This is a genomic window from Streptomyces sp. NPDC096205, assembly GCF_044763135.1.
Taxonomy (GTDB): domain Bacteria; phylum Actinomycetota; class Actinomycetes; order Streptomycetales; family Streptomycetaceae; genus Streptomyces.
This window is the reverse complement of sequence record NZ_JBIWFS010000009.1, coordinates 58,444-80,561: the sequence shown is the minus strand read 5'-3', so window position 1 is coordinate 80,561 and position 22,118 is coordinate 58,444. Positions and strand designations below refer to the sequence as shown.

The window sequence follows — 22,118 nt, the reverse complement described above, 5'->3', positions numbered from 1 at the left end:
ACTCAGGACGAGGACACAACACACCATGGCTATCTGGCTCAACAAGGACAGCAAGGTCATCGTCCAGGGCATGACCGGCGCCACCGGCATGAAGCACACCAAGCTCATGCTCGGCGACGGCACCAACGTCGTGGGCGGCGTCAACCCGCGCAAGGCGGGCACGTCCGTGGACTTCGACGGCACCGAGGTACCGGTCTTCGGCACCGTCAAGGAGGCCATCGAGGCCACCGGCGCCAACGTCTCCGTCATCTTCGTGCCGGAGAAGTTCACCAAGGACGCGGTCGTCGAGGCCATCGACGCCGAGATCGCGCTGGCCGTCGTGATCACCGAGGGCATCGCCGTGCACGACTCGGCCGCCTTCTGGTCGTACGCCGGCAAGAAGGGCAACAAGACCCGCATCATCGGCCCGAACTGCCCCGGCATCATCACCCCGGGCCAGTCCAACGTCGGCATCATCCCGGGCGACATCACCAAGCCGGGCCGCATCGGCCTGGTGTCGAAGTCCGGCACGCTGACGTACCAGATGATGTACGAGCTCCGTGACATCGGCTTCTCCACGGCCGTCGGCATCGGTGGCGACCCGATCATCGGCACCACGCACATCGACGCGCTCGCCGCGTTCGAGGCCGACCCCGAGACCGACCTGATCGTCATGATCGGTGAGATCGGCGGCGACGCCGAGGAGCGTGCGGCGGACTTCATCGCGAAGAACGTCACCAAGCCGGTCGTCGGCTACGTCGCGGGCTTCACCGCGCCCGAGGGCAAGACCATGGGCCACGCCGGCGCCATCGTCTCCGGCTCCTCCGGCACCGCCCAGGCGAAGAAGGAGGCCCTCGAGGCCGCCGGTGTCAAGGTCGGCAAGACCCCGACCGAGACCGCCAAGCTGGCCCGCGAGATCCTCGCCGGCTGAATCAGCCCCGACGGCTGACGCCCGCACAGGCGACCCGAGGCCCGCATCCCGTCCGACGGGGTGCGGGCCTCGCGCATGTCACGGACCCTCAGCGCACCTGCGGGACCAGCCTCTCCGGCCCGTTCGCCGTCTCCTGCCGCAGCTTGGTGCGCAGCTCCAGCTCCTCCTCCGACAGCGGCCCCGGCGCCGCCCGAGGGGGCACGCCCGGCACGGTCTCACCGGGTGCGACGGGTGGCTCGTAATGCGTGGGAGCCGTGCGCAGGGTCAGTGCGGTGGCGCCGATGATCGCGATGGTGAAGGCGATCGCGGCCCGGGTCCAGAAGCGGGCCCGGCGTTCGCTGCCCGCCCGTACGACGGGTGGCCGGGCCGCGCGCAGTCGCTCGGCGGAGGCCAGTTCGGCGAGGCGCCGGCCCAGTGCGACGGGGTCCGACAGCTCGGGCAGCCGCGCGGCGACCTCCTCGCGGGCGTGCATCAGCCGGTACGCGGCCGCCGGGGTGCTCGCCTCCGTCTCGGCCGCGGTCTCCGGCAGCCGCAGACCGACGCCGTCGTGCAGCACGAGCGTCCGGCGGTACGGCGCCGGCAACTGGAGCAGGACGTCCAGCAGCGCGCGGTCGGAGGCGTCGGAGGGCGGCGGCTCGGGGTGCCGGTAGCGGGGGCGGAAGCGGTGCCAGGGGGAGAGGGCGTACTCGTAGGCGGCCGCCCGCACCCAGCCCGCCGGGTCGGGGTCCACGGCGACCTCGGGCCAACGGTCCCAGGCCAGCTGGAAGGCCCACTCGACCGACTCCCGGGCCAGCTCCCGCCGCCCGCTGAGCAGATAGGCCTGCCGCACGAGGGCGGGCGCGCAGAACGCGTACAGCGCGTCGAAGGCCTGAGTGGGCGTCAGCACCTCACCGGACTCGCGCTCCGGCTCCGGCTCGCGCAACGGCTCCGGTCGTACGACGGGCTCGGCGGCGGGCGCCTCCGCAGCCGCCGCCACGGCCACCACGGGTTGACGCGCCGTCACCTCGACGTCCTCCGTGCCGGGCACGACCTCCGTGCCGGGCACGACCTCCGTGCCGGGCACGACCTCCGCGTCCTGCACGACCTCCGCGTCCTGCACAACCTCCGTGGCCTGCATGACCTTCACGACCTCCACAGGCTTCTCCTCCGTGGCCGGCTCGGCGAGGGAGGCCAGCACCTTGGCGTAGACCTCCCGCTTACGGCCGCGTGGAGTCGTGCGGCCGGTCTCCCACGCGCGCACGGTCTCCCGGGTGACACCGACCCGCGCGGCGAGCTGACCCTGGGTCAGCGCGGCGGCTTCACGCAGGCGTCGGCGTTCCTTCGGCGGAGGGAGAGGGGTCGCCGGGCTCTGTGTCACAGGGCGCCCCTTTGTGCGGAAAAGAACATAAACATATATTGGGTGACACGTCGGAGGTTCGCCTGTTACGACGGGAAAGCGCGTGTCGTTGGGACCATGACGGGCGTGATCCCGATGACCGCTCGCCGACCACCGCTGTCGCTCCTGCTCACCCGGATGCGCGGACGCTCCCCCGGACTGGCCGCAGGCCTCCTCGGCGGGGTGCTCGCGGCGGGCCTGGGACTCGGCTCGTTCGCGGTGCTGGTGATGGTGCTGTGGATCAGCTCGCCGTATCCCGACAGCGGGCCCGGCGGTGCGCTGCATGTCGCGGCCGCGCTGTGGCTGCTGGCGCACGGCGCCGAACTGGTCCGCGCCGACACGCTCTCCGGCGCCCCCGCACCCGTGGGCCTCACCCCGCTGCTGCTCCTCGCCCTGCCGCTGTGGCTGCTGCACCGCGCGGCGCGCGACGCGGTCGAGGAGGACGAGCGGCCGGTGAGCCGGCGTACGGCGTGGGCGGGCGTCGTCCTCGGCTACCTCGCCGTCGCCGCACCGGCCGCGCTGTACGCCGCCGACGGCGCTCTGCGCCCCAACTGGCCCTGGACCTGCGTCTGTCTGCCGCTCGTCGCGATCGCGGCGGCCGGGGCCGGGGTGTGGACGGCGTACGGCCGCCCCCGCGACGCCCTCGACTCCGTCCTGCTCCTGCTGCCGGCCACGCCCCGCCGGCTCGCCCTGGACCCGCAGGCCAGGGACCGGCTCGCAACGGCCGCCCGAGCGGCGACGGCCGGACTGGCCGTCCACCTCGGCGGCGGCGCCCTGCTGGTCGCGACCTCGCTGGTGTGGCACGGCGGCACGGCCCGCGCGTCCTTCGCCCAGCTGACGGAGGGCTGGTCCGGCCGTTTCGCGGTCCTGCTCCTCTGCCTGGCGCTGGTCCCCAACGCCGCCGTCTGGGCCGCCTGCTACGCCCTCGGCCCCGGCTTCGCCCTCGGCACCGGCCACCTCACCGGCCTGCTGACCTCCGACCCGGCCCCGCTGCTCCCGCCGTTCCCCCTCCTGGCCGCGGTCCCCGACCCCGGCCCGGGCACACCCCTGAACTGGGCGGCCACGACCGTGCCGGTGCTGGCCGGCCTGACGGTCGGGTGGTTCGTGGCACGGGCCGCCTCGCGGGTGCCGGGCGAGGGAGCCGATACGGACAGCCACGGCGGCGGCCGACGCTCACGGGAACGGGCCGGGCGGGGCACGACGTCGGAAGGCGGCCCTGCCGGTGAGGCCTGGACGCTGCGGCGGACCGCGGGCGTGGCCGGGCTGGCGGTCGCGCTGTGCGCCGCCGCGCTCGCCGGAGCGGCCGCGCTGTCCGGAGGCCCCCTCGGGACGTCCGCGCTCGCCCGGTTCGGGCCGCTGTGGTGGCAGGCCGGGCCGGCGGCCCTGCTCTGGGGCGCTCTCGCCGCGCTCCCCATGGCCCTGGGCGTCCACGCCTGGCGCCGCCGCGACCGCGCCCCGCGCCGGCCGCGCATCGCCCGGCAGCGCGCCCAGACCCCGTCGACGTCCGGTACGACGTCCGGTCACGCTGACGGCCGCCCCGAGTCCCGCTCCACCGAGCCCCGATCCGGCACGTCCCGACCCGCCGAGTCCCGCTCCACCGAGCCCCGATCCAGCACGTCCCGATCCGCCGAGTCCCGCTCCACCGAGCCCCGATCCGGCACGTCGCGATCCGCCGAGTCCCAGCCCACGGAGGCCGCCCGCCGCGGACGAGACACCCTGCCCGAAAGCGCCGGTCCCTACGACCTCGAGGACCCCTACGACCCCCGCGACGACGCCTACGACGCCCGCGACCCGTACGGCACCTCGGACACCTACCCCGCCTTCGAGCCGTACGACTTCCTCCCCGTCGACCCGCCCCCGCCCCCGCCCTTTCCCTGGCACGACGAGGCCGCGCGCGAGGCCCGTTGGGCAGCCCTGAGGGAGGCGGCGATGCCGCGGGAGGAGCCGCCGAGTCCCTCAGGGCGCGAGCCGCACCCGCCGAAGGACCCTCCGCAGCAGGAGACCTAGTCCAGTACGCCCCGCAGCTCCTTCGGCAGCAGCTCGGCGCACGCCTGCTCGGCCTCGTTGGTGAGGGCGTCCTTGGTGCAGGTGTAGTAGTCGCTGTAGACCAGCTGGGCCGTGAAGGACGCGGCGACCAGGACGATCGCGAGGGACGCCGTGACCAGGCCGCCGACCGCGGAGGGGGTCACGGGGCGGCCGGGGTTCTCCGGGGCGGGCTGGTCGGGGTCGGGGGTGCGCGGGCGGGTGCGCAGGGAGTCGATGCCCCAGTAGAGGGCGAGCGCGCCGAGCATCAGGGCGACGTACGGCCAGCCGAAGAGGGCGAAGAAGAAGGCCCACATGCCGGACAGCAGCGCGTACCGGGCGCGGCGCTGGGCGGGGTCGGTCGGGTCCCAGCGCATACGGTCGGGCCGGCCGCCGCCGGGGCCGCCGCCCTCCTGGTCCCCGCCGGGCCGCTCGCCGAAGCCGCCGGGCGAGCGTCCGGGCTGGCGGTCGCTCCACCGGCTGCCCCACGAGGAGCCGTCGCCGGAGTCGCCGGACTGGGGTGCTCCGCGGTCGCCGGGGGAGGGGTGCCGGGGCTGCCACGGCTGGTCGGGAGTGCCCTCGGGCGGCGGCGCGAAGGGGTTCTCCTCCTGGCTCTCCCGACCCCGTCGGTCGCCCTCCCCGCCCGAGGGCGCGTCCGGCGGGGAGGAGGGGCGCTCCCGCAGCAGCAGGCCGTCGCGCTCCCCTCCCTGTGCCGACTGCGGGGGGAGCGTGAGAAGTCGCAGGCTGCGGGTGGGCATCAAGTGGGCGTCTTCCCTCGGTGATACGACTGCTGACAACGACTGACGACGACAAGCGAACCGGGTCCGTCGGCGTCCGTCGACTGCTCAACGCGCCACGCGCGACGCGCGTTCCCGACCCGGTTCCTCCCAGACGCTACCTCCCGGCCACGCCCCCGTCCCGTGGGGGCCGTCCGGAGTGCCGGTATCGTTGCTGACGGCCGGCCGCTTCGTAGGCTTCCCCGTATCGGGGAGGGCGAAGCATTCGTACGAACGTACATACGTGATGTGCGGGCAACCGCCGGCCCGGACAGACGCACCCCCGAGAAAGGGCCCCGCCGTGGCCGCCAAGCCCGTGGCCAAGCGCCTCGTCGTGCTGGTCTCCGGATCCGGCACCAACCTCCAGGCGCTGCTCGACGAGATCGCCGCCGTCGGCCCCGAGGCCTACGGCGCCGAGATCGTGGCCGTCGGCGCCGACCGCGAGAACATCGAGGGGCTCGCCCGCGCCGAGCGCGCCGGGCTGCCGACCTTCGTGTGCAAGGTCAAGGACTTCGCCACCCGCGAGGAGTGGGACGCCGCGCTCGCCGGGGCCGTTGCCGCGTACGAGCCCGATCTGGTGGTCTCCGCCGGGTTCATGCGCATCGTCGGCAAGGAGTTCCTGGCCCGCTTCGGCGGCCGGTTCGTGAACACCCACCCGGCCCTCCTCCCCAGTTTTCCCGGGGCCCACGGCGTGCGCGACGCGCTCGCGTACGGCGCCAGGGTCACGGGCTGCACCGTCCACTTCGTCGACGACGGCGTCGACACCGGGCCGATCATCGCGCAGGGCGTGGTGGAGGTCCGGGACGAGGACGACGAGAGTGCGCTGCACGAGCGCATCAAGGAAGTCGAGCGAAGGCTGCTCGTCGACGTCGTGGGGCGGCTCGCCCGCAACGGCTATCGCATTGAGGGACGAAAGGTAGTTATCCAGTGACCGCCGAGAGCAACAAGCGGCCCATCCGTCGCGCACTGGTCAGCGTCTACGACAAGACCGGCCTCGAGGAGCTCGCGCGCGGGCTGCACGAGGCGGGCGTCGAGCTGGTGTCCACCGGCTCCACGGCCGGCCGGATCGCCGCCGCGGGCGTCCCCGTCACCAAGGTCGAGGAGCTCACCGGCTTCCCCGAGTGCCTGGACGGCCGGGTCAAGACCCTGCACCCCAAGGTCCACGCGGGCATCCTCGCCGACCTGCGCCTGGAGGACCACCGGCAGCAACTGGCGGAGCTGGGCGTCGAGCCGTTCGACCTGGTCGTCGTCAACCTCTACCCGTTCCGCGAGACCGTCGCCTCCGGCGCCTCGGCCGACGAGTGCGTCGAGCAGATCGACATCGGCGGCCCGTCGATGGTCCGCGCCGCCGCCAAGAACCACCCGTCGGTGGCCGTGGTGACCAGCCCGTCCCGTTACGCCGACGTCCTCGCGGCCGTCCAGGACGGCGGCTTCGACCTCGCCACCCGCAAGCGGCTCGCCGCCGAGGCCTTCCAGCACACCGCGTCGTACGACGTGGCGGTCGCCTCCTGGTTCGCGAGCGAGTACGCCCCGGTCGACGACTCGCAGTTCCCCGACTTCCTCGGTGCCACCTGGGAGCGCAAGAACACCCTGCGCTACGGCGAGAACCCGCACCAGCCGGCCGCCCTCTACGTCGACGGCACGGGCGCGGGCCTGGCCGAGGCGGAGCAGCTGCACGGCAAGGAGATGTCGTACAACAACTACACGGACACGGACGCCGCCCGCCGTGCCGCGTACGACCACGACGAGCCGTGTGTCGCGATCATCAAGCACGCCAACCCGTGCGGCATCGCCGTCGGCGCGGATGTCGCCGAGGCGCACCGCAAGGCGCACGCCTGCGACCCGCTGTCGGCGTTCGGCGGCGTCATCGCCGTCAACCGCCCGGTCAGCAAGGAGATGGCCGAGCAGGTCGCGGAGATCTTCACCGAGGTCATCGTGGCGCCCGGCTACGAGGAGGGCGCGCTCGAGGCCCTCACCAAGAAGAAGAACATCCGCGTCCTGAAGGCCCCGGCCGCGCCCGCCGACCCGGTCGAGGTCAAGCCCGTCGACGGCGGCGTGCTGCTCCAGGTCACCGACCGCCTCCAGGCCGACGGCGACGACCCGGCCAACTGGACCCTGGCGACCGGCGAGGCGCTGAGCGACGCGGACCTCCAGCAGCTGGCGTTCGCCTGGAAGGCCTGCCGCGCGGTGAAGTCCAACGCGATCCTCCTCGCCAAGGACGGCGCCTCCGTCGGCGTCGGCATGGGCCAGGTCAACCGCGTCGACTCCGCCAAGCTGGCCGTCGAGCGCGCGGGCGCCGAGCGCGCCCAGGGCTCCTACGCCGCCTCCGACGCCTTCTTCCCCTTCCCGGACGGGCTGGAGATCCTCACCGAGGCCGGCGTCAAGGCCGTCGTCCAGCCGGGCGGCTCGGTCCGCGACGAACTCGTCGTGGAGGCCGCCAAGAAGGCGGGCGTCACCATGTACTTCACGGGGACGCGCCACTTCTTCCACTGAGCACTGAGCACTGAGCACTGACCGCACTGAGCGCGGAGCGCTGAGCAGCACGAAGGGCGGGTGCCCCACCCCCGAGGGGGGCACCCGCCCTGCTCCGTACCGGTCAGGCGCAGCCGGTGCTGCTGTACGAGGCGTACATCCACTTGCTGTCGTGGTAGAAGCGGTACTTGCCGCTCGCCGTCCGGTAGAAGTCGAAGTAGTAGCGCGAGCCGTGGTAGCGGAGCTTGTACCGCGTGCTCGCGTCGGAGCTGGAACCCCGGTACTCCAGCTCGCCCGCGCGCGTCGAGGCGTTCCACTTCTCGTCGGCGGCGCCGAACGTCTTCTTCCCGACGATGCCGTCCTGCGTGAGCCCCCACGCCCTCTGCAGCTGCTTGGTGGCGTACTTGGTGTTCGCGCCGAACTTCCCGTCGATGTCCGACTTGTCGTAGAGGGTGCCGTTGCTCTCCTTGACGCCCTCCGCGTAGAGGATGATCTGCCACAGGCAGGTCGCGTTGGACTTGGCGTGCGACGAGGTGGACAGGGTGCCCTCGTCGTTGAAGTCGTCGTAGAAGCTGCCGCCGCCGCTGACGTACCCGTCGGACGCGGCCGCGGACGCCGGCGACGCGCCCAGCGCCAGAGCCCCCGTGGCGAGCGCGGCGACGACCCCCGTGGCCGCCCGGCTCCGTGTCGTGCGCATGTTCATCCTGGTTCCTTCCCCGTTGTCCCCGTGAGTCCCGCTCATGAGCGGGTCGTCCGTCCACTCTCTCCGGCGCCGTGGAGCGCGGGAACCTGAAATGTTCCAGGGTGGCGCCGGGGAGCCTGCGCCGCGGTCGGCGCCAGCACCGCCAGGTCGTCCTCACGGACCAGGTCGAAGCGCAGGGCGAGGGAGACGAGCGACTCTTTCTTGCCGTGGACCCGTTGGCCGGGCGTCGCGGAGTCCGGGCCCGGCCGCAGGCGGAGCTTCACGGCGAGGTAGTCGATGTTCCAGTAGACGGCCGACCGGGAGGCCGCCGGCCAGGCCGGACGCAGCCGCTCCACCACCTGCTCGACGGTGGGCAGCGGGGCGTACGGGGCCCCGCGCAGCCGGGGTTCGCACAGGGCGGCCAGAACCGCGTAGTACCGCGTGGTGCGGTCCAGGGCGAACGCCGGTGCGGTGGGCGGCCCGTGGAGCCCGGCGCGCGGGGCGCTGCGGAAGGCATGGCGAGGTCCCCAGACGTCGATGGCCAGCAGATCGCCCGCGGCGGGCAGCACGATCCGCGAGAACTCGAACGGGACGGGCGCCTCCAGCCGCCCCGGGGCGACCTTGACGTGTTCGCCGGCGCCCTCCGGGTTCTCCACCACGTACGTCCGGTCCTCGCTGAGGTTGCTCAGCAGCCAGTAGGTGCGGTGCGCGGTGATCTCACCGGCGACGCGAGGCACTCCGTCGTGCGCGAGGGTCAGTCGGTCCTGTGCCCGCGCCCGGCCGAAGCAGAGCCGGTCTCCGGTCGCGATCCTGATCTGGCTGTCGGGTGTGCCGCAGGCCGGCGGCACGACGATGACGCTGTACACCGGTTCGTCCCCCTCCCTCTCGCGCCTGGGCGAGCCCCCGTGCCCGCCCAGGCGACGTGAAGGAGCATTGCGTGAGGGCGGACGGGCCGACCATGCTGTTGCGCCTGGATGCAAAAGCTGTGCTCGACCGGGGGGAACGAGATGCTCCGCATTCACTTCGGCGATGCCGACCTGGGCAGGACTCGGATCGCCGCCGCGCCCGACCCGCTCTGGGAGATCGCCTCAAGCCTGCACCGGCTGCAGTCGAGGCGAGGCAGGTGGGCCTACGCCGGTTGGTACCGCACCGCACGGCAGCAGATCCGGGACAAGGGGTTGACGCCACTGGTGCGGGGCGTGCTGCTGCCCCTGTACCCGAGGGCCGAGTATTTTCCGGACTTTCTGACGCCGGTGAACGCCATGGACGGACTCGACGCGGGCATGGAGTCGATCCTCGCCACACCTCCCGAGCGGATCCTCGAAGAGGTGAGCATCCTCGACCGGACCGTAGGAGCGCCGTCGTGGGCCGCGCGACTGGCCGAGCCGGTGGTGCGCAAGGAGTTCACCGGCATGCTCCGCGCCTACCACGAGGCCGTCGTCGTCCCGCACCGGGAGACCGTGCAGGCGCGGATCGAGGCCGAGCGCGCGGTGCGTTCGCGCGGCATCCTGGACGGCGGGGTGGAGGGCATGCTCGCGGGACTCGGGCCCATGATGCGCTGGCGCCCTCCCGTCCTGGAAGTCGCTTATCCGACCCAGGCCGAGGACCGGGACCTGCATCTCAACGGCCGCGGCCTCACGCTCGTCCCCTCCTACTTCAACTGGGGAGAGCCGGTCGCCTTCGCGGACCCCGAACTGCCGCCCGTGCTCTGGTACTCGCTGCTGCACGAACCCGACGCCCGGGACGCCGCGCAGCTCTCACCGTTCGGCGTCGAGGCGCCCGCGAAGTCCCTGACCACCCTGCTCGGGCGGGCCCGGGCCGTCGCCCTGTACGCCGCGTCCGCCGGTGCCACCACCGGTGAGCTGGCCCGTGCGGCCGGGGTCTCGGCGTCCGCCGCCAGCCGGCACGCCACGGCCCTGCGCGACGCGGGGCTCATCACCACCACCCGGCACGGCCCGTCCGTGCTGCACACCCTCACCCCGCTGGGCGCGTCGATGCTGCGCGAGGCACAGCGGCGGGTGGGCGGGACGCCGTAACGGCCCCGGGAACGCGCCAGGGCCGCGCCCTTCCCCCGACGGGGTGGACGCGGCCCTTGGGCGGGACGTCGCTCAGTAACGCGGCCGGTTGAACCAGGCCTTGCCCTTGGCGTTGCCGACGAAGACGGCGATCAGGATGCCGAACACCAGGTGGACGATGCCCAGGATGGTGAAGACGAGCGCCAGCACCGCGGTGAGGATGCCGAAGACCAGGATGGTCACACGGGCGCCGTTGCCGCCGGAGGTGAACTTCGTCGCGAGGACGGCGCTCCACACGAGCCACACCAGCGCGAGCGCCGCGATGGCCCAGATCAGGCCGGTCGGGTAGTCGGCGAACTGACCGAAGGTCTCGTCGTCCTCGGCCTTGTCGACGGCCACGGCGGCGAAGCCGTACAGGGCCGTGCCGATGACCTGGAGGCCCACGATGATCCACAGCAGGATGCGGGCGGTGCTCACCGTGCCCGGCATCGTGGTCGGCGCCGGCGCGGCGTACGCGCCGACCGGCGGGGCGGACGGGTAGCCGTAACCGGGCTGCTGGGGCTGGCCCTGCGGGGCGCCGTAGGGGTTGTTGGGGTCGCCGAAACTCATGGCGGTCTTTCCTCCGTTGTCCGAGTGCGGGGACGACGCGCGGCATTGTGCGGAGGAAAGGTCACAGAAGCGGTGCGTCCCCCCGGTGCTGCCCGCGGCACTGTCCGCTCATCGTTCTTCAGCCGTCGCGCGCTTGTCCAGCCGGAGCGTCATGTGTTGTGCAAGTGCAACATCGTCGATCACGGGGAGAAACGGGCATGTCACCGGTACGAGGCCCAGGAAGGGCCCGGATTGGAACCGGGGGGCGGTCATCCGGGAGGATGGGGTCATGACCGCCCAGATTCTCGATGGCAAGGCCACCGCAGCCGCGATCAAGTCCGATCTGACCGCCCGCGTGGCGGCGCTGAAGGAGAAGGGCGTCACGCCCGGCCTCGGCACGATCCTCGTCGGGGACGACCCCGGCAGCCAGAAGTACGTCGCCGGCAAGCACCGCGACTGCGCGGAGGTCGGCATCGCCTCCATCCAGCGCGAACTGCCCGCCACCGCCACGCAGGAGGAGATCGAGGCGGTCGTACGGGAACTCAACGAGGACCCCGACTGCACCGGTTACATCGTCCAGCTGCCCCTGCCCAAGGGCATCGACGAGAACCGCATCCTGGAACTGATGGACCCGGCCAAGGACGCCGACGGCCTGCACCCGATGAACCTGGGCCGCCTCGTCCTCAACGAGCCCGCCCCGCTGCCCTGCACCCCCAATGGTGTGCTCACCCTGCTGCGCCGCTACGGCGTCGAGATCAAGGGCGCCGAGGTCGTGGTCGTCGGCCGCGGTGTGACCATCGGCCGCCCGATGCCGCTGCTGCTGACCCGGCGCAGCGAGAACGCCACCGTGACCCAGTGCCACACCGGCACCAAGGACCTGTCGGCCCACCTCAAGCGCGCGGACATCATCGTCGCCGCCGCCGGCTCCGCCCACCTGATCCGCGCCGAGGACGTCAAGCCGGGCGCGGCCGTCCTCGACGTCGGTGTCTCCCGCAGCGCCGAGGGCAAGATCGTCGGCGACGTCCACCCGGACGTGCGCGAGGTGGCCGGCTTCATCTCCCCCAACCCCGGCGGCGTCGGCCCGATGACCCGGGCGCAGCTGCTCGTCAACGTCGTCGAGGCGGCGGAGCGCAGTGTCGGACGATAGGACACCCGAAGGGGACCGGCCGGTCGTGCGGGACGCGGTCAGCGCACCCGACGCCGAGGGGCGTCCGCGCCGTACGACCCGGCGCTTCCCGCGGGTCACCCGGGACACCGCACGCCCCGAGGGCAGCGGCCGGGCCGTGCCCGGCGCCGCCTCCGTGCCCGCACGGCAGTGGCCGATCCTCGCCGTGCTCGCCACGGTCGCGCTCGGCCTGCTGCTGACCGCGCTGGACCAGTTCCGCGTCGGCACCCTGCTGGTCGGCGCCGCCCTGCTCGGCGGCGCCGTACTGCGCTGGCTGCTGCCCGGTGTCGGCATGCTCGCGGTGCGCTCCCGCTTCACGGACATCGCCACGTACGGCGTCCTGGGGCTGGCGATCGTGCTGCTGGCGATGATGGTCCAGCCGAACCCGTGGCTGGAGATCCCCTTCTTCAAGGACGCGTTGCACTTCACGGTCGACAACTGAGCACGGCCGACGACTGAGTGCGACCGAAGCGGGGCGGCTGCCGACCCCGACCGCGGTCGGTGGAACACTGGACCGCGGACCCGCGGGCGTGCAACGGTGCATGCCCACGGCCCCGAAGCTCCCGTGCGCCCCCACCACGCGCGGGACAGACATGAGCACGTACCGGGGGGAAGAGGGGGAAAGCAATGCCTCGCTGGAAGGCCTTGCCAGATGAACTCGATCCGCAGATCAGAGAGTTCACCAGTCAGCTGCGGCGCCTGGTGGACCGCAGCGGGCTGGGCATCGCAGCGGTCTCCGACCAGACCGGTTACAGCAAGACGTCCTGGGAGCGCTATCTGAACGGACGGCTGCTCGCGCCCAAGGGTGCGATCGTCGCCCTCGCCGAGGTCACCGGCACCAACCCGGTCCACCTCACCACCATGTGGGAGCTCGCCGAACGTGCGTGGAGCCGTTCGGAGATGCGGCACGACATGACCATGGAGGCGATCCGGATATCGCAGGCGCGCGCCGCGCTCAGCGAGTTCGGCGTGCCGCCGGCGAACGCCAGGAACGCCAAGGCCCGCAAGGGCGGCGGCGCCACGGCCACGCCCGGCGTCGCGGGCGCCGCCGGCGTGGCCCCCACGGTGCCGGCCCAGCCGACCGGCACCGACGCCGACCTGCGGGACAGCGGCGTGCGCGCGGCCGGTGCGGCCGACACCGGCGTACGCGCGGCAGGTGTGGGCGACACCGGCGTACGCGACGCCGGTCCGCGCCACTCCGCCCGGCCTTCCGCCCCACCTTCCGCCCAGTCCTCCGCCGAGCCCTCCGCCTCGCCGGAGTCGGGCGTCAACTCCTGGAACATCGCCGGCTACCGCGGACCGGCCCCGACCGGCGGCCGCCGACCCGGCACAGGAGCGGGCACGGCCCCGGGCACGGCCCCCACGGCCGCTCCCGGCGGCCCTGCCGGCCCGGCCGGCCCCCTCGGCCCCGCCGGTCCGGCAGCCCCGGCCGGCGCACCGCGCCACGCGGGCGCCGTAGGCGGACCGCCGCGCGGCACCCGGGCGGCCTCCTCCCGCGGCGGGGGCGGGCGGCGTACGACGATGCTCCTCGCGGCGGTCGTCGGCGTGGCGATCGTGGCCGTAGGCGCGTTCCTGTACCTCAACGGCGGTGACAAGAAGAACGAGGGCGCCGACCCCAAGCCCTCGCCCACCCCCAGCACCGCCCCGAAGCTGCCGCCCGGCGTGAAGTGCAGCGGCGAGACCTGCTCCGGCAAGGACGCCGAGGCCATGGGCTGCAGCGGCGACCTGGTGACCACGGCCACGTCGGCCACGGTCGGCACCACCGTCGTCGAAGTCCGCTACAGCAAGGTCTGCAAGGCCGCGTGGGGCCGTATCACCGGGGCCGCGCAGGGCGACGAGGTGAAGGTGACGGCGGGCAAGCGCACCGAGACAGGCACGACCAGCACGGCCGGCGACACCATCGCGTACACGCCGATGGTGGCGGTGAAGGACGCGGACGACGCGGTCGCCTGTGCCACGCTGGCGGCGGCCGGCACCACGGGCTGCACCCAGTGACGGCCTGAGCCGCCGGGGACGTACGGGCGGGAGAACTTCTCGCGGAAATCTTTTCCGAAGCAGGAATGGCCGCCGGGATACGGGGCACGCGATCAGTACCCCCACGGGAGTCCGGCGTGATCGGTACCCCCGCTCGGCGGCCGCCCTCGTCTCTCCTCTCCCGGACGGGCGGCCGCCGTTCTTCGTCCCGGGGCGCCTGTCCAGGGCGTGCTGTGGGGTGGGCCACACCCACCCGGACACCCGGGATCACGCGGGCGCGATAGCCTGACCGCTGGTGGATCTCTTGATACCAAGAGATCGATCATCTGTACGTCCGCACCCCGGGGCAGTGCCGCCCCCCGCCAGCTTCATACGGAGAACGCCATGACCCGCACTCCCGTGAACGTCACCGTCACCGGCGCGGCCGGCCAGATCGGTTACGCCCTGCTCTTCCGCATCGCCTCCGGCCAGCTGCTCGGCGCGGACGTGCCGGTCAAGCTGCGCCTGCTGGAGATCACCCCGGCGCTCAAGGCCGCCGAGGGCACGGCCATGGAGCTCGACGACTGCGCGTTCCCGCTGCTCCAGGGCATCGAGATCACCGACGACCCGAACGTCGCCTTCGACGGCTCCAACGTCGCCCTCCTCGTGGGCGCCCGCCCCCGCACCAAGGGCATGGAGCGCGGCGACCTGCTCGAGGCCAACGGCGGCATCTTCAAGCCGCAGGGCCAGGCCATCAACGCCCACGCCGCCGACGACATCCGCGTCCTGGTGGTCGGCAACCCGGCCAACACCAACGCGCTGATCGCCCAGGCCGCCGCCCCGGACGTACCGGCCGAGCGCTTCACCGCCATGACCCGTCTGGACCACAACCGCGCGCTGACCCAGCTCGCGAAGAAGACGGGCTCCACGGTCGCCGACATCAAGCGTCTGACCATCTGGGGCAACCACTCCGCCACCCAGTACCCGGACATCTTCCACGCCACGGTCGCCGGCAAGAACGCCGCCGAGGTCGTGAACGACGAGAAGTGGCTGGCCGAGGACTTCATCCCGACCGTCGCCAAGCGCGGTGCGGCGATCATCGAGGCCCGTGGCGCCTCCTCCGCGGCCTCCGCCGCCAACGCCGCCATCGACCACATCTACTCCTGGACCAACGGCACCGCCGACGGCGACTGGGTCTCCATGGGCATCCCGTCGGACGGCTCCTACGGCGTCCCGGAGGGCCTCATCTCCTCCTTCCCGGTCACCTGCAAGGACGGCAAGTACGAGATCGTCCAGGGCCTGGAGATCAACGAGTTCTCCCGCACCCGCATCGACGCCTCCGTCGCCGAGCTGGCGGAGGAGCGCGAGGCGGTTCGCGCCCTCGGCCTCATCTGAGCTTCCCCGACGTGACTCCGGCGGCCGGTGTGGGCTATAGTTGATCACACACCGGCCACCGGAACTCCCGGAAGCCGACTGTGCGTTGGTGGTCCAAGGAAAGACGTCCCGCTTCCTGCGGGGAGATGCAGGTGCAAGGCCTGCCCGGCGCTCCGCTCACACGTCCCGTCCTGCTTCGGCAGGGCGGGACTTCGTGCTTCGTACGGCAGGCCGTACGACCCCGAAGCCCGCTGTGACCAGGACGGTCGCCGCGAGCACCAGCAGCGCGACCGTGCGCAGCGCGGGCGTCATACCGTCGGCCAGCCCCGCGTGGGAGCCGAGCACGGTGCCGGTCACCGCGACCCCGAGCGCCGCCCCCACCTCACGGGCCGCCGCGCCCAGACCCGAGCCGAGCCCTGCCTGCCCCGGCGGCAGGGAAGCGACCACGCCGAGGGTGAGTGCGGGCATGCACAGCCCGGTACCGGCCGACAGCAGCAGCATCCAGCCCGCGTACACGGCGTACGGCGTGCCCGCGTCGGCCGTGGACACCCCGAGCAGCCCGGTCCCGATCAGCGCGAGCCCGCCCCCGATCACCGCACGGGGGTACGCCGTCCAGCGCGCGGCCAGCTTCGGCACCGCGGCCATGCCGACGGTCAGCGGCACGATCGCGAGGCCCGTGAGCGCGGGGCCGTAGCCCTTGAGGCCCTGCAGATACTGCGAGTTGACGTAGAAGAAGGAGAACAGGCCGAAGAAGCCGGTCGCCGTGCCCAGGCAGGCCGCGCGCAGCCGGCGGGAGGCGAAGACCCGCGGGTCGAACAGCGGGGTGCGGGAGCGCAGGGCGTGCACCGTGAACGCGGTCACCAGCAGGGCGCCCGCGGCGAACGCGCCGAGGATGCGCGCGGACGTCCAGCCGTGGACCGGGCCCTCGATGATGCCGAACAGCACGGCGACCAGGCCGGCCGTGAGCAGCAGCGTGCCCAGCGGGTCCAGGTTGCTGTGCGGGGAGCGCTCGGTGCGCGGGGTGGTGACGGCGACCGCGAGGGCCAGCAGCGCCGCCAGCGGCACCATCGCGCCGAACAGCGCCCGCCAGGACAGGAATTCACCCGCCAGGCCGCCGCCCACATTGCCCGCGAGGCCGCCGAGCCCGATCGCCAGCGTCCAGGACGCCATGGCCTGGGCCCGCCGCTCGGGACCGGCCAGGTACAGCACCAGCGACAGCGTGGCCGGGGTGATCAGCGCGGCCCCGGCACCGGCGATCCCGCGCCCGGCGATCAGCAGCGCGGGCCCGCTCGCCAGCGCGCTGGTGCCCGCGCCCGCCCCGAGCAGCGCGAGCCCGGCGAGCAGGGCGCCCTTGCGGCCGTATCGGTCGCCGAGGGCGCCGGCCGGGACGAGCAGTCCGGCGAAGACGATGACGTAGGCGTCGACCGTCCACAGGATCTCGGTGTGCGAGGGGTGCAGGGAGGACGAACTCAGCTGCGGTATCAGCAGGTTGACGGCGGCCACCAGGCTCTGCGCGACCAGCACGCAGGCGCACAGGGCCAGCAGGGTGGAGCCCTTCAGGACAGGGGGGCGGTTCGGGGCAGGGGACTGTTTCAGGGCAGGCGAAGGCACGGCTCCTCCTCAGGAGCGAGTGGGACGGGATGCGCTGCCACCGTAGGGTCGGGGGTGGATTGTCTTCCAGTGCAACCTTTGCAAGGGGTGGATGCGTGTGACGCAATCGGGCGGCCTCGACCTGAATCTGCTGGTCGCGCTGGATGTGCTGCTGGAGGAGCAGAGCGTGCAGGGCGCGGCCCGGCGGCTGCATCTGTCCGAGCCCGCCATGAGCCGCACGCTCGGCCGGGTCCGCAAGGCGCTGGGCGACCCGGTGCTGGTGCGGGCCGGGCGCACCATGGTGCCGACCCCGCGCGCCCTGGCGGTGCGGGCCGAGGTGAGCGCGGTGGTCGAACGGGCCCGCGCGCTGTTCGCGCCCGGCGACACCGACCTCAGGACCGTCGAGCGGACCTTCACCATCGTCGGACAGGACGCCATGGCCGCCGCGTTCGGCGCCGAACTGTTCGCACGGGCCGCCGCCGAGGCCCCCGGCGTACGGCTGCGGTTCCTGGCCGAGAGCCATGTGGACGCGCCCCTGCTGCGCGAGGGGACGGCAGATCTGGAGGTCGGGGTGATCGACACCGTGGCACCCGAGGTGCATCGCGAGCACCTCTGCGACGACCGCATGCTCGGCGTCGTACGGCGGGGGCATCCGCTGCTGGAGGGGGAGTTGACGCCCGAGAGGTTCGCCGCGGCCGACCATCTGACCGCCTCCCGGCGGGGCCGCACCCACGGGCCCGTCGACCGGGCGCTCGCCGGACTGGGGCTGGAGCGGCGGGTGGTGGGCAGTGTCGGCACCTTCCCGGCCTCGCTGTTCGTCGTACGCGACACCGACCTGGTGGGGCTGATCACGTCCTGGGGGCTGCCGCTCGCCGAGGTGCTCGGGCTGGTCGCCTTCGAGGTGCCCCTCGGCCTGCCGCCGCTGCGGCTGGGCCTGGCCTGGCACCCCCGCCATGACGCCGATCCGGCGCATGCCTGGCTGCGGCGGACCGTACGGGAGCTGATCACCCGCGTGCGCCCGTGAAGCGGACGCCGTGACGTGGCTCGCACTATGCTGATGGCCTCTCAAATACGCCTGGCCGTCAGCTGTTTCAGCCTCGGGGAGTGGTGTGAGTACTGCGTACGTGCCGTCGCAGCCGCAGCCGTCAGGGGCGCCGCCGCCCGGGCCGCCCGTCCTGCCGCACGCCAGTGAGGCGACGCGGCTGCTGTGCGCGGGGGTGTATCTGGACTCCGCTTACCGGGACCGGGTGATCGAGGAGCTCCATCTCAACGAGCAGCGGATCGCCGCGCCCTCGCTCGGGTTCGACGCCGCGCGGGTGCTGGCGCACGCGCTGCGTGCCCGGCGGCAGGAGATCGCCTGGGCGCTGGCGATCCTGGGGCTGTGGGTCGTGGGCGGGGGACTGACCGGCGGAGTGCTGTTCCTCTTCCTCGGCCCCAGCCTGCTGCTCGCGGCGGCCTCCTGGATCCGCGGCCGGTCCACCCGGCCGCCGCTGTATCGGCTGGTGCCGGCGTTCGTGCTGCGCTGGTACGGCCGCATCCTGTTCGCCGCCCTGCTGGCCGCCGTGGTGACGGCCGCGTTCGGCGCGGCGGAGGAGGACTCGTCCGATCCGTACGGCTACGGCTCCTCCGACGGCCTCGGTCTGTACTCCGACGACCCCACTGACGGCGGTCTGTTCGGATGGCTGCCCGAGCTCGTCCGCGAGCTCGCCTCCGCCATCGAGGTCTGGGAGGCCTGGTCGGCGCTCGCCGTACTCGCGCTGATCGCGCTGTGCGAGGCCGGCCGGCGCGGCCAGTTCGCCCGGGTGATGGCCGCCGAACTGTCCCCGCAGCGCTTCCCGGACGCGGCGAACGACCCGGCCGAACAGGCCGAGGGGCAGCGCTTCCAGCGGCTGCGCGACCGCATCCGCACCGAGCAGCACGCGCCGCTGGTCATGTACCACCCGGCCCGGCCCTTCTGCGGGGCCGGCGCGGCCTATGAGACCTGGGTGCTCGCCGTCGAACTGCGGCCCGACCCCGCGAAGAAGCAGCAGCCGCTCAGCAACCGCGCCGTGCTGGAGAAGGTCCGCCCCCTGCTGGAGCGGCTGCGGGTGCCCGCCGAGACCGCCGAGTACGCCGGGCATGTCGTACGCGACCGGCTGCGGTGGCTGGAGATCGACGAGTGCGTCTTCCTGCCCGCCGAGGGCCTGCTGCGCCGCGAGGACGCGCCCTACCCGGCCTTCTCCGAGCACCGGGAGCGGTCGGTGGAGGAGGGCGCGGAGAAGCGGCGTCACTTCCTGCGCGTCCGGGTCGGCGGCTGGGAGGAGGAGCTGGTCACGACGGTGTTCGTGCGCGTCCATACGCAGGGCCGCATGCTCATGCTGGAGATCGCCCCGCATGTGCTGCTGCCGGTGCGCGCGGACTTCAAGGACGCCGACCGGGCCGCCCACCGTTTCCGGCACAACAACGCCCTCGGCAAGGCCGCCTGGGCGCTCGCCCGGGTGCCGCGCTCCGCGGCGTCCGCGCTGGCCGTCCTCGGGCGGGCCGTGGCGTACGGCTGGCGGCTGCTGACCGGCGGGTTCGCGGGCGCGCTGCCCGAGGGGCCGGCGCTGTCGGTGCGCGAACTGGGCTCGGCGGAGGCCGGGTCGACGTTCCAGGAGATGGACGTCGTGCGCTATCTGCGCAGCGTGCAGGACCGGGTGGCGCACGGCGTGCGCACCGCCCTCGACGAATCCGGCTACCAGACCGGCGAGTTCGTACAGAAGATCGTCAACATCAGCAACGGCGGCGTGAACGTCGAGAACATCGGGGACGTCTCGCACAGCACCTTCGCGGTCGGCTCCCACGCCTCCGCCTCCTCCGTCTCGGGCGGCGACGCGCCGCAGAAGGGATCAGCCGGCGATGTCCAGCGATGAGCCCAACGTCAGCATGGGGAACGTCTCCCACAGCACCTTCGCCATCGGCAGCCACGCGCGCGCCGAGAGCCACCAGTACGCGGGCGGCCCGCGCGACGCGGCCACCGAGGAACTGCTGAAGGCAGTACGGGAGTTGCGTGCCGACCTCGCATCGCGCGTGCGCGGTACCGACCAGACCGCCGCGCTCGACGCGGAGCTGGCCCGGACCGAGGAGGAGATCACGAGCACCGGGCAGGCCGCGCCCACCCGCCGCGAACGCCTGCGCGCCCTGCTCACCGACTCCGAGGCCCTGGTCAGCCTGCTCGCCTCCGCCGGGGCCGTCGCCGCGATGCTGGGGATGTGAGAGGGGCGCGATGAGCGGGGGACAGCGGTACTGGAACGAGGACACCCAGCGCTGGGAGGACCCGTCGTCCGGCCCGGCCCCGGCGCCGTCCGCCCCGCCGCGCCCCGACTTCGCGCCGGGGGCCGGCCGACGGGCGTCGTGGGACGCGGACGCGGGGGCGTTCGCCGGGGCCTTCGCCGGGGCCGGCTCCGGCGACGAGCCTGCCGCCGTGGTCACGCCGCCCGCTCACCCCGCGGACCCGGCGCCCGGCCCGGTACCGCCGGTGCCCGGCTCCTTCCCTCCCGGCGGCTGGCCGGGGACACCCGGTGTGCCGCCTTCCGAGCCGTGGCCCGGTGCCGGACCCGGACCGTCTCCTCGTAGCGTCGACCGGCGGGTCGTCTGGTCCGTCGTCGTCGGCGCGGCTGTCGTCGGTGTGGCCGTGAGCCTGGTGCTGACGTTCGTCGTAGGGAAGGGGGACGACGGCACGGAAGACGCCCGGCCGCCCGCGACGAGTTCGCCCCGCGTGGAGTCCTCCTCCGCACAGCCCACGCCGACCGAGGAGGAGTCCGTCCCTCCGTCGCCCACCTTCGCCGAACCCCCGGCGGGCTATGTGCTGACACAGGACGACGAGGGCTTCCGCATGGCCGTCCCGGAGGGCTGGTCGCGCAGCGAGACCGACTCGCAGTACGGCATCGCGGTGGTCAACTACCGCAGCCCCGACCGCACGCAGCGGCTCCAGGTGTACCAGGTGTCCGAGGCGACGCCGGACGAGTCGTTCGAGCTGTATCTGTCCAACGCCAGGGAAAAGGCGGACGGCTTCGAGCAGATCGCCCTGGAGAACCTGGACGACGGCGACTTCGTCGGCTCACGCCTGGAGTACCTGGTCGCCTCCATCGACGGCGAGCCCGACGTGGGCACCTGGCACATCTACGACGAGCGGTTCGTCGCCTCCGACGGCGAGATCTACGCCGTGGCTTCCTACGGCCCCGACTCCGACGGCGGCGCCGACGAACTGGAGGCGCTGGAAACGGCGTTGGGCTGGTTCTGCCCGCCGTACGGCACCTGTGAGGGTCCGGAACCAGATCTCTCCTAGACCTTCTGCAGCTCGTCCTGGAGCTTGTCCACGTCCACGCTGTCCTCGGGCGGCGGTGTCCTCGTCGGCACCGGCTCGTCGTAGTCGTCGAAGGTGACGGACCGGTCGGTGCCGCCGCCGCGCTGGACGATCTCCACGACCTGGTGCGGGGAGTCGGCGGTGACGTACATCGTGATGTTCTTGCCCTCGTCCTTGCCGGACAGCGGGTAGACGTCGGTGCCGTCGCGCTCGGTCTTCTCGCCGCGCTTCAGGGCGGTCGGCGGGTCGTCGCCGGAGCCGATGTCGTCCTGGAGGCTGTCGAGGTCGCAGGTGTCGGCCATGCCCTTGAGCATGGCGTCGCGGGTGGAGCCGTGGATCCAGCGGTTCTCGAACAGCTCGGCCACCTCGTCGCCCTGCCCGCCCGGCACCTGCGCCTTCCAGAACGCGGTGTCCGGTTTCATCCACACCTGCTCGCCCCGCTTGACGATCTCCACGGTGCCGCCGTGCCGGGCCATCTTCAGTGTGCCGGCGCAGTTGCCGTCCCGGTCCAGGGCGAGATCCATGGAGGCGGGCCGTGTGCGGCTGGTGGCCGTGTCCTTGCCGCGGTCCGTCAGCTTCAGATGGACGGACTCCGCGTCGCGGAGGTTCTCCCGCGCCTCGTCGGCGAGCTGCCGGGCGCTGGGATCGTCGGTGGCGGCCGCCGACGGGGCCAGCAGCAGGGTCGCACTCACCGCGGCGGAGAGCAGGGTCGTCATGACCATGGCGTCACCTCCAGGCGCGCATCTCTCCCAGGGTAGGTTTCGCCCTTTTTGTCCGCATGTTCAGTGATGCAGCGCACTTTCGGCCACCTATTGCGCATGCATCTCGGGCCCGGGGGCATGTGCTCCCGGTCTCCGAGGGTGACATCCGTG

20 protein-coding genes are annotated in these 22,118 nt (G+C 72.9%); 13 read left to right on the top strand and 7 right to left on the bottom strand.

What is annotated here, in order from left to right; all coding sequences use genetic code 11:
* Positions 1 to 25: 25 nt before the first annotated feature.
* Positions 26 to 910, top strand: coding sequence for a succinate--CoA ligase subunit alpha (gene sucD, locus ACIQ6Y_RS29910; RefSeq protein ID WP_404043525.1), 885 nt, complete (start codon positions 26 to 28; stop codon positions 908 to 910).
* Positions 911 to 998: 88 nt separating this feature from the next.
* Here the strand turns inward: sucD and ACIQ6Y_RS29905 are convergent, their stop codons facing one another.
* Complete coding sequence (locus ACIQ6Y_RS29905) at positions 999 to 2,267, bottom strand: helix-turn-helix domain-containing protein (RefSeq protein WP_404043523.1); 1,269 nt, start codon at positions 2,265 to 2,267, stop codon at positions 999 to 1,001.
* Positions 2,268 to 2,363: 96 nt separating this feature from the next.
* Between ACIQ6Y_RS29905 and ACIQ6Y_RS29900 the strand changes: the two genes are divergently transcribed.
* Positions 2,364 to 4,292 carry a DUF6350 family protein gene (locus tag ACIQ6Y_RS29900; RefSeq protein WP_404043521.1) on the top strand — a complete coding sequence of 643 codons (1,929 nt, stop codon included), beginning with the start codon at positions 2,364 to 2,366 and terminating at the stop codon, positions 4,290 to 4,292.
* Here the strand turns inward: ACIQ6Y_RS29900 and ACIQ6Y_RS29895 are convergent.
* Positions 4,289 to 5,065 (bottom strand): hypothetical protein, encoded by a 777-nt coding sequence (locus ACIQ6Y_RS29895; protein WP_404043520.1) that lies wholly within the window; start codon positions 5,063 to 5,065, stop codon positions 4,289 to 4,291. The genes ACIQ6Y_RS29900 and ACIQ6Y_RS29895 overlap by 4 nt on opposite strands.
* Positions 5,066 to 5,384: 319 nt before the next feature.
* Between ACIQ6Y_RS29895 and purN the strand changes: the two genes are divergently transcribed.
* Both purN and purH read left to right on the top strand, forming a co-directional pair.
* On the top strand, positions 5,385 to 6,014 hold the full coding sequence (gene purN / locus ACIQ6Y_RS29890) for a phosphoribosylglycinamide formyltransferase (RefSeq protein ID WP_404043518.1): 630 nt from the start codon (positions 5,385 to 5,387) through the stop codon (positions 6,012 to 6,014).
* Positions 6,011 to 7,576 carry a bifunctional phosphoribosylaminoimidazolecarboxamide formyltransferase/IMP cyclohydrolase gene (gene purH / locus ACIQ6Y_RS29885; protein ID WP_404043516.1) on the top strand — a complete coding sequence of 522 codons (1,566 nt, stop codon included), beginning with the start codon at positions 6,011 to 6,013 and terminating at the stop codon, positions 7,574 to 7,576. The genes purN and purH overlap by 4 nt, the downstream gene beginning before the upstream one ends.
* Before the next feature lie 103 nt (positions 7,577 to 7,679).
* Here the strand turns inward: purH and ACIQ6Y_RS29880 are convergent, their stop codons facing one another.
* Positions 7,680 to 8,252 carry a peptidoglycan-binding protein gene (locus ACIQ6Y_RS29880; protein ID WP_404043514.1) on the bottom strand — a complete coding sequence of 191 codons (573 nt, stop codon included), beginning with the start codon at positions 8,250 to 8,252 and terminating at the stop codon, positions 7,680 to 7,682.
* Positions 8,253 to 8,293: 41 nt separating this feature from the next.
* Positions 8,294 to 9,103, bottom strand: coding sequence for an FHA domain-containing protein (locus ACIQ6Y_RS29875; protein ID WP_404043512.1), 810 nt, complete (start codon positions 9,101 to 9,103; stop codon positions 8,294 to 8,296).
* 141 nt (positions 9,104 to 9,244) lie between these two features.
* Between ACIQ6Y_RS29875 and ACIQ6Y_RS29870 the strand changes: the two genes are divergently transcribed.
* Entirely contained in the window at positions 9,245 to 10,273 is a 1,029-nt protein-coding gene (locus ACIQ6Y_RS29870) for an ArsR family transcriptional regulator (protein WP_404043510.1), read from the top strand.
* A 72-nt stretch (positions 10,274 to 10,345) separates the two neighbouring features.
* On the opposite strand, the gene ACIQ6Y_RS29865 is transcribed toward ACIQ6Y_RS29870, so the two are convergent.
* Positions 10,346 to 10,861 (bottom strand): hypothetical protein, encoded by a 516-nt coding sequence (locus ACIQ6Y_RS29865; RefSeq protein WP_404043508.1) that lies wholly within the window; start codon positions 10,859 to 10,861, stop codon positions 10,346 to 10,348.
* A 268-nt stretch (positions 10,862 to 11,129) separates the two neighbouring features.
* Between ACIQ6Y_RS29865 and ACIQ6Y_RS29860 the strand changes: the two genes are divergently transcribed.
* The 4 genes from ACIQ6Y_RS29860 to ACIQ6Y_RS29845 all read left to right on the top strand — a co-directional run bounded on the left by ACIQ6Y_RS29860 (position 11,130) and on the right by ACIQ6Y_RS29845 (position 15,353).
* Positions 11,130 to 11,987: a bifunctional methylenetetrahydrofolate dehydrogenase/methenyltetrahydrofolate cyclohydrolase gene (locus ACIQ6Y_RS29860; RefSeq protein ID WP_404043506.1), complete on the top strand. Its 858-nt coding sequence runs from the start codon at positions 11,130 to 11,132 to the stop codon at positions 11,985 to 11,987.
* Positions 11,974 to 12,447: a DUF3017 domain-containing protein gene (locus ACIQ6Y_RS29855; RefSeq protein ID WP_404043504.1), complete on the top strand. Its 474-nt coding sequence runs from the start codon at positions 11,974 to 11,976 to the stop codon at positions 12,445 to 12,447. The genes ACIQ6Y_RS29860 and ACIQ6Y_RS29855 overlap by 14 nt, the downstream gene beginning before the upstream one ends.
* A 185-nt stretch (positions 12,448 to 12,632) precedes the next feature.
* Positions 12,633 to 14,000 carry a DUF2690 domain-containing protein gene (locus ACIQ6Y_RS29850; RefSeq protein WP_404043502.1) on the top strand — a complete coding sequence of 456 codons (1,368 nt, stop codon included), beginning with the start codon at positions 12,633 to 12,635 and terminating at the stop codon, positions 13,998 to 14,000.
* Positions 14,001 to 14,363: 363 nt separating this feature from the next.
* Entirely contained in the window at positions 14,364 to 15,353 is a 990-nt protein-coding gene (locus tag ACIQ6Y_RS29845; RefSeq protein WP_404043500.1) for a malate dehydrogenase, read from the top strand.
* 156 nt (positions 15,354 to 15,509) lie between these two features.
* Here ACIQ6Y_RS29845 and ACIQ6Y_RS29840 read toward each other — a convergent pair whose 3' ends face one another.
* Positions 15,510 to 16,943 (bottom strand): MFS transporter, encoded by a 1,434-nt coding sequence (locus ACIQ6Y_RS29840; RefSeq protein ID WP_404043498.1) that lies wholly within the window; start codon positions 16,941 to 16,943, stop codon positions 15,510 to 15,512.
* Positions 16,944 to 17,034: 91 nt separating this feature from the next.
* Here ACIQ6Y_RS29840 and ACIQ6Y_RS29835 point away from each other — a divergent pair, with 91 nt between their 5' ends.
* The 4 genes from ACIQ6Y_RS29835 (at position 17,035) to ACIQ6Y_RS29820 (ending at position 21,228) form a co-directional block, all read left to right on the top strand.
* Positions 17,035 to 17,946: a LysR family transcriptional regulator gene (locus tag ACIQ6Y_RS29835; RefSeq protein ID WP_404043496.1), complete on the top strand. Its 912-nt coding sequence runs from the start codon at positions 17,035 to 17,037 to the stop codon at positions 17,944 to 17,946.
* Between the two features lie 85 nt (positions 17,947 to 18,031).
* On the top strand, positions 18,032 to 19,813 hold the full coding sequence (locus ACIQ6Y_RS29830) for a hypothetical protein (RefSeq protein ID WP_404043494.1): 1,782 nt from the start codon (positions 18,032 to 18,034) through the stop codon (positions 19,811 to 19,813).
* Positions 19,800 to 20,156, top strand: coding sequence for a hypothetical protein (locus ACIQ6Y_RS29825; RefSeq protein ID WP_404043492.1), 357 nt, complete (start codon positions 19,800 to 19,802; stop codon positions 20,154 to 20,156). The genes ACIQ6Y_RS29830 and ACIQ6Y_RS29825 overlap by 14 nt, the downstream gene beginning before the upstream one ends.
* A 10-nt stretch (positions 20,157 to 20,166) precedes the next feature.
* Positions 20,167 to 21,228 (top strand): hypothetical protein, encoded by a 1,062-nt coding sequence (locus tag ACIQ6Y_RS29820; protein ID WP_404043490.1) that lies wholly within the window; start codon positions 20,167 to 20,169, stop codon positions 21,226 to 21,228.
* On the opposite strand, the gene ACIQ6Y_RS29815 is transcribed toward ACIQ6Y_RS29820, so the two are convergent.
* On the bottom strand, positions 21,225 to 21,968 hold the full coding sequence (locus tag ACIQ6Y_RS29815; protein WP_404043488.1) for a hypothetical protein: 744 nt from the start codon (positions 21,966 to 21,968) through the stop codon (positions 21,225 to 21,227). The genes ACIQ6Y_RS29820 and ACIQ6Y_RS29815 overlap by 4 nt on opposite strands.
* Positions 21,969 to 22,118: the final 150 nt, after the last annotated feature.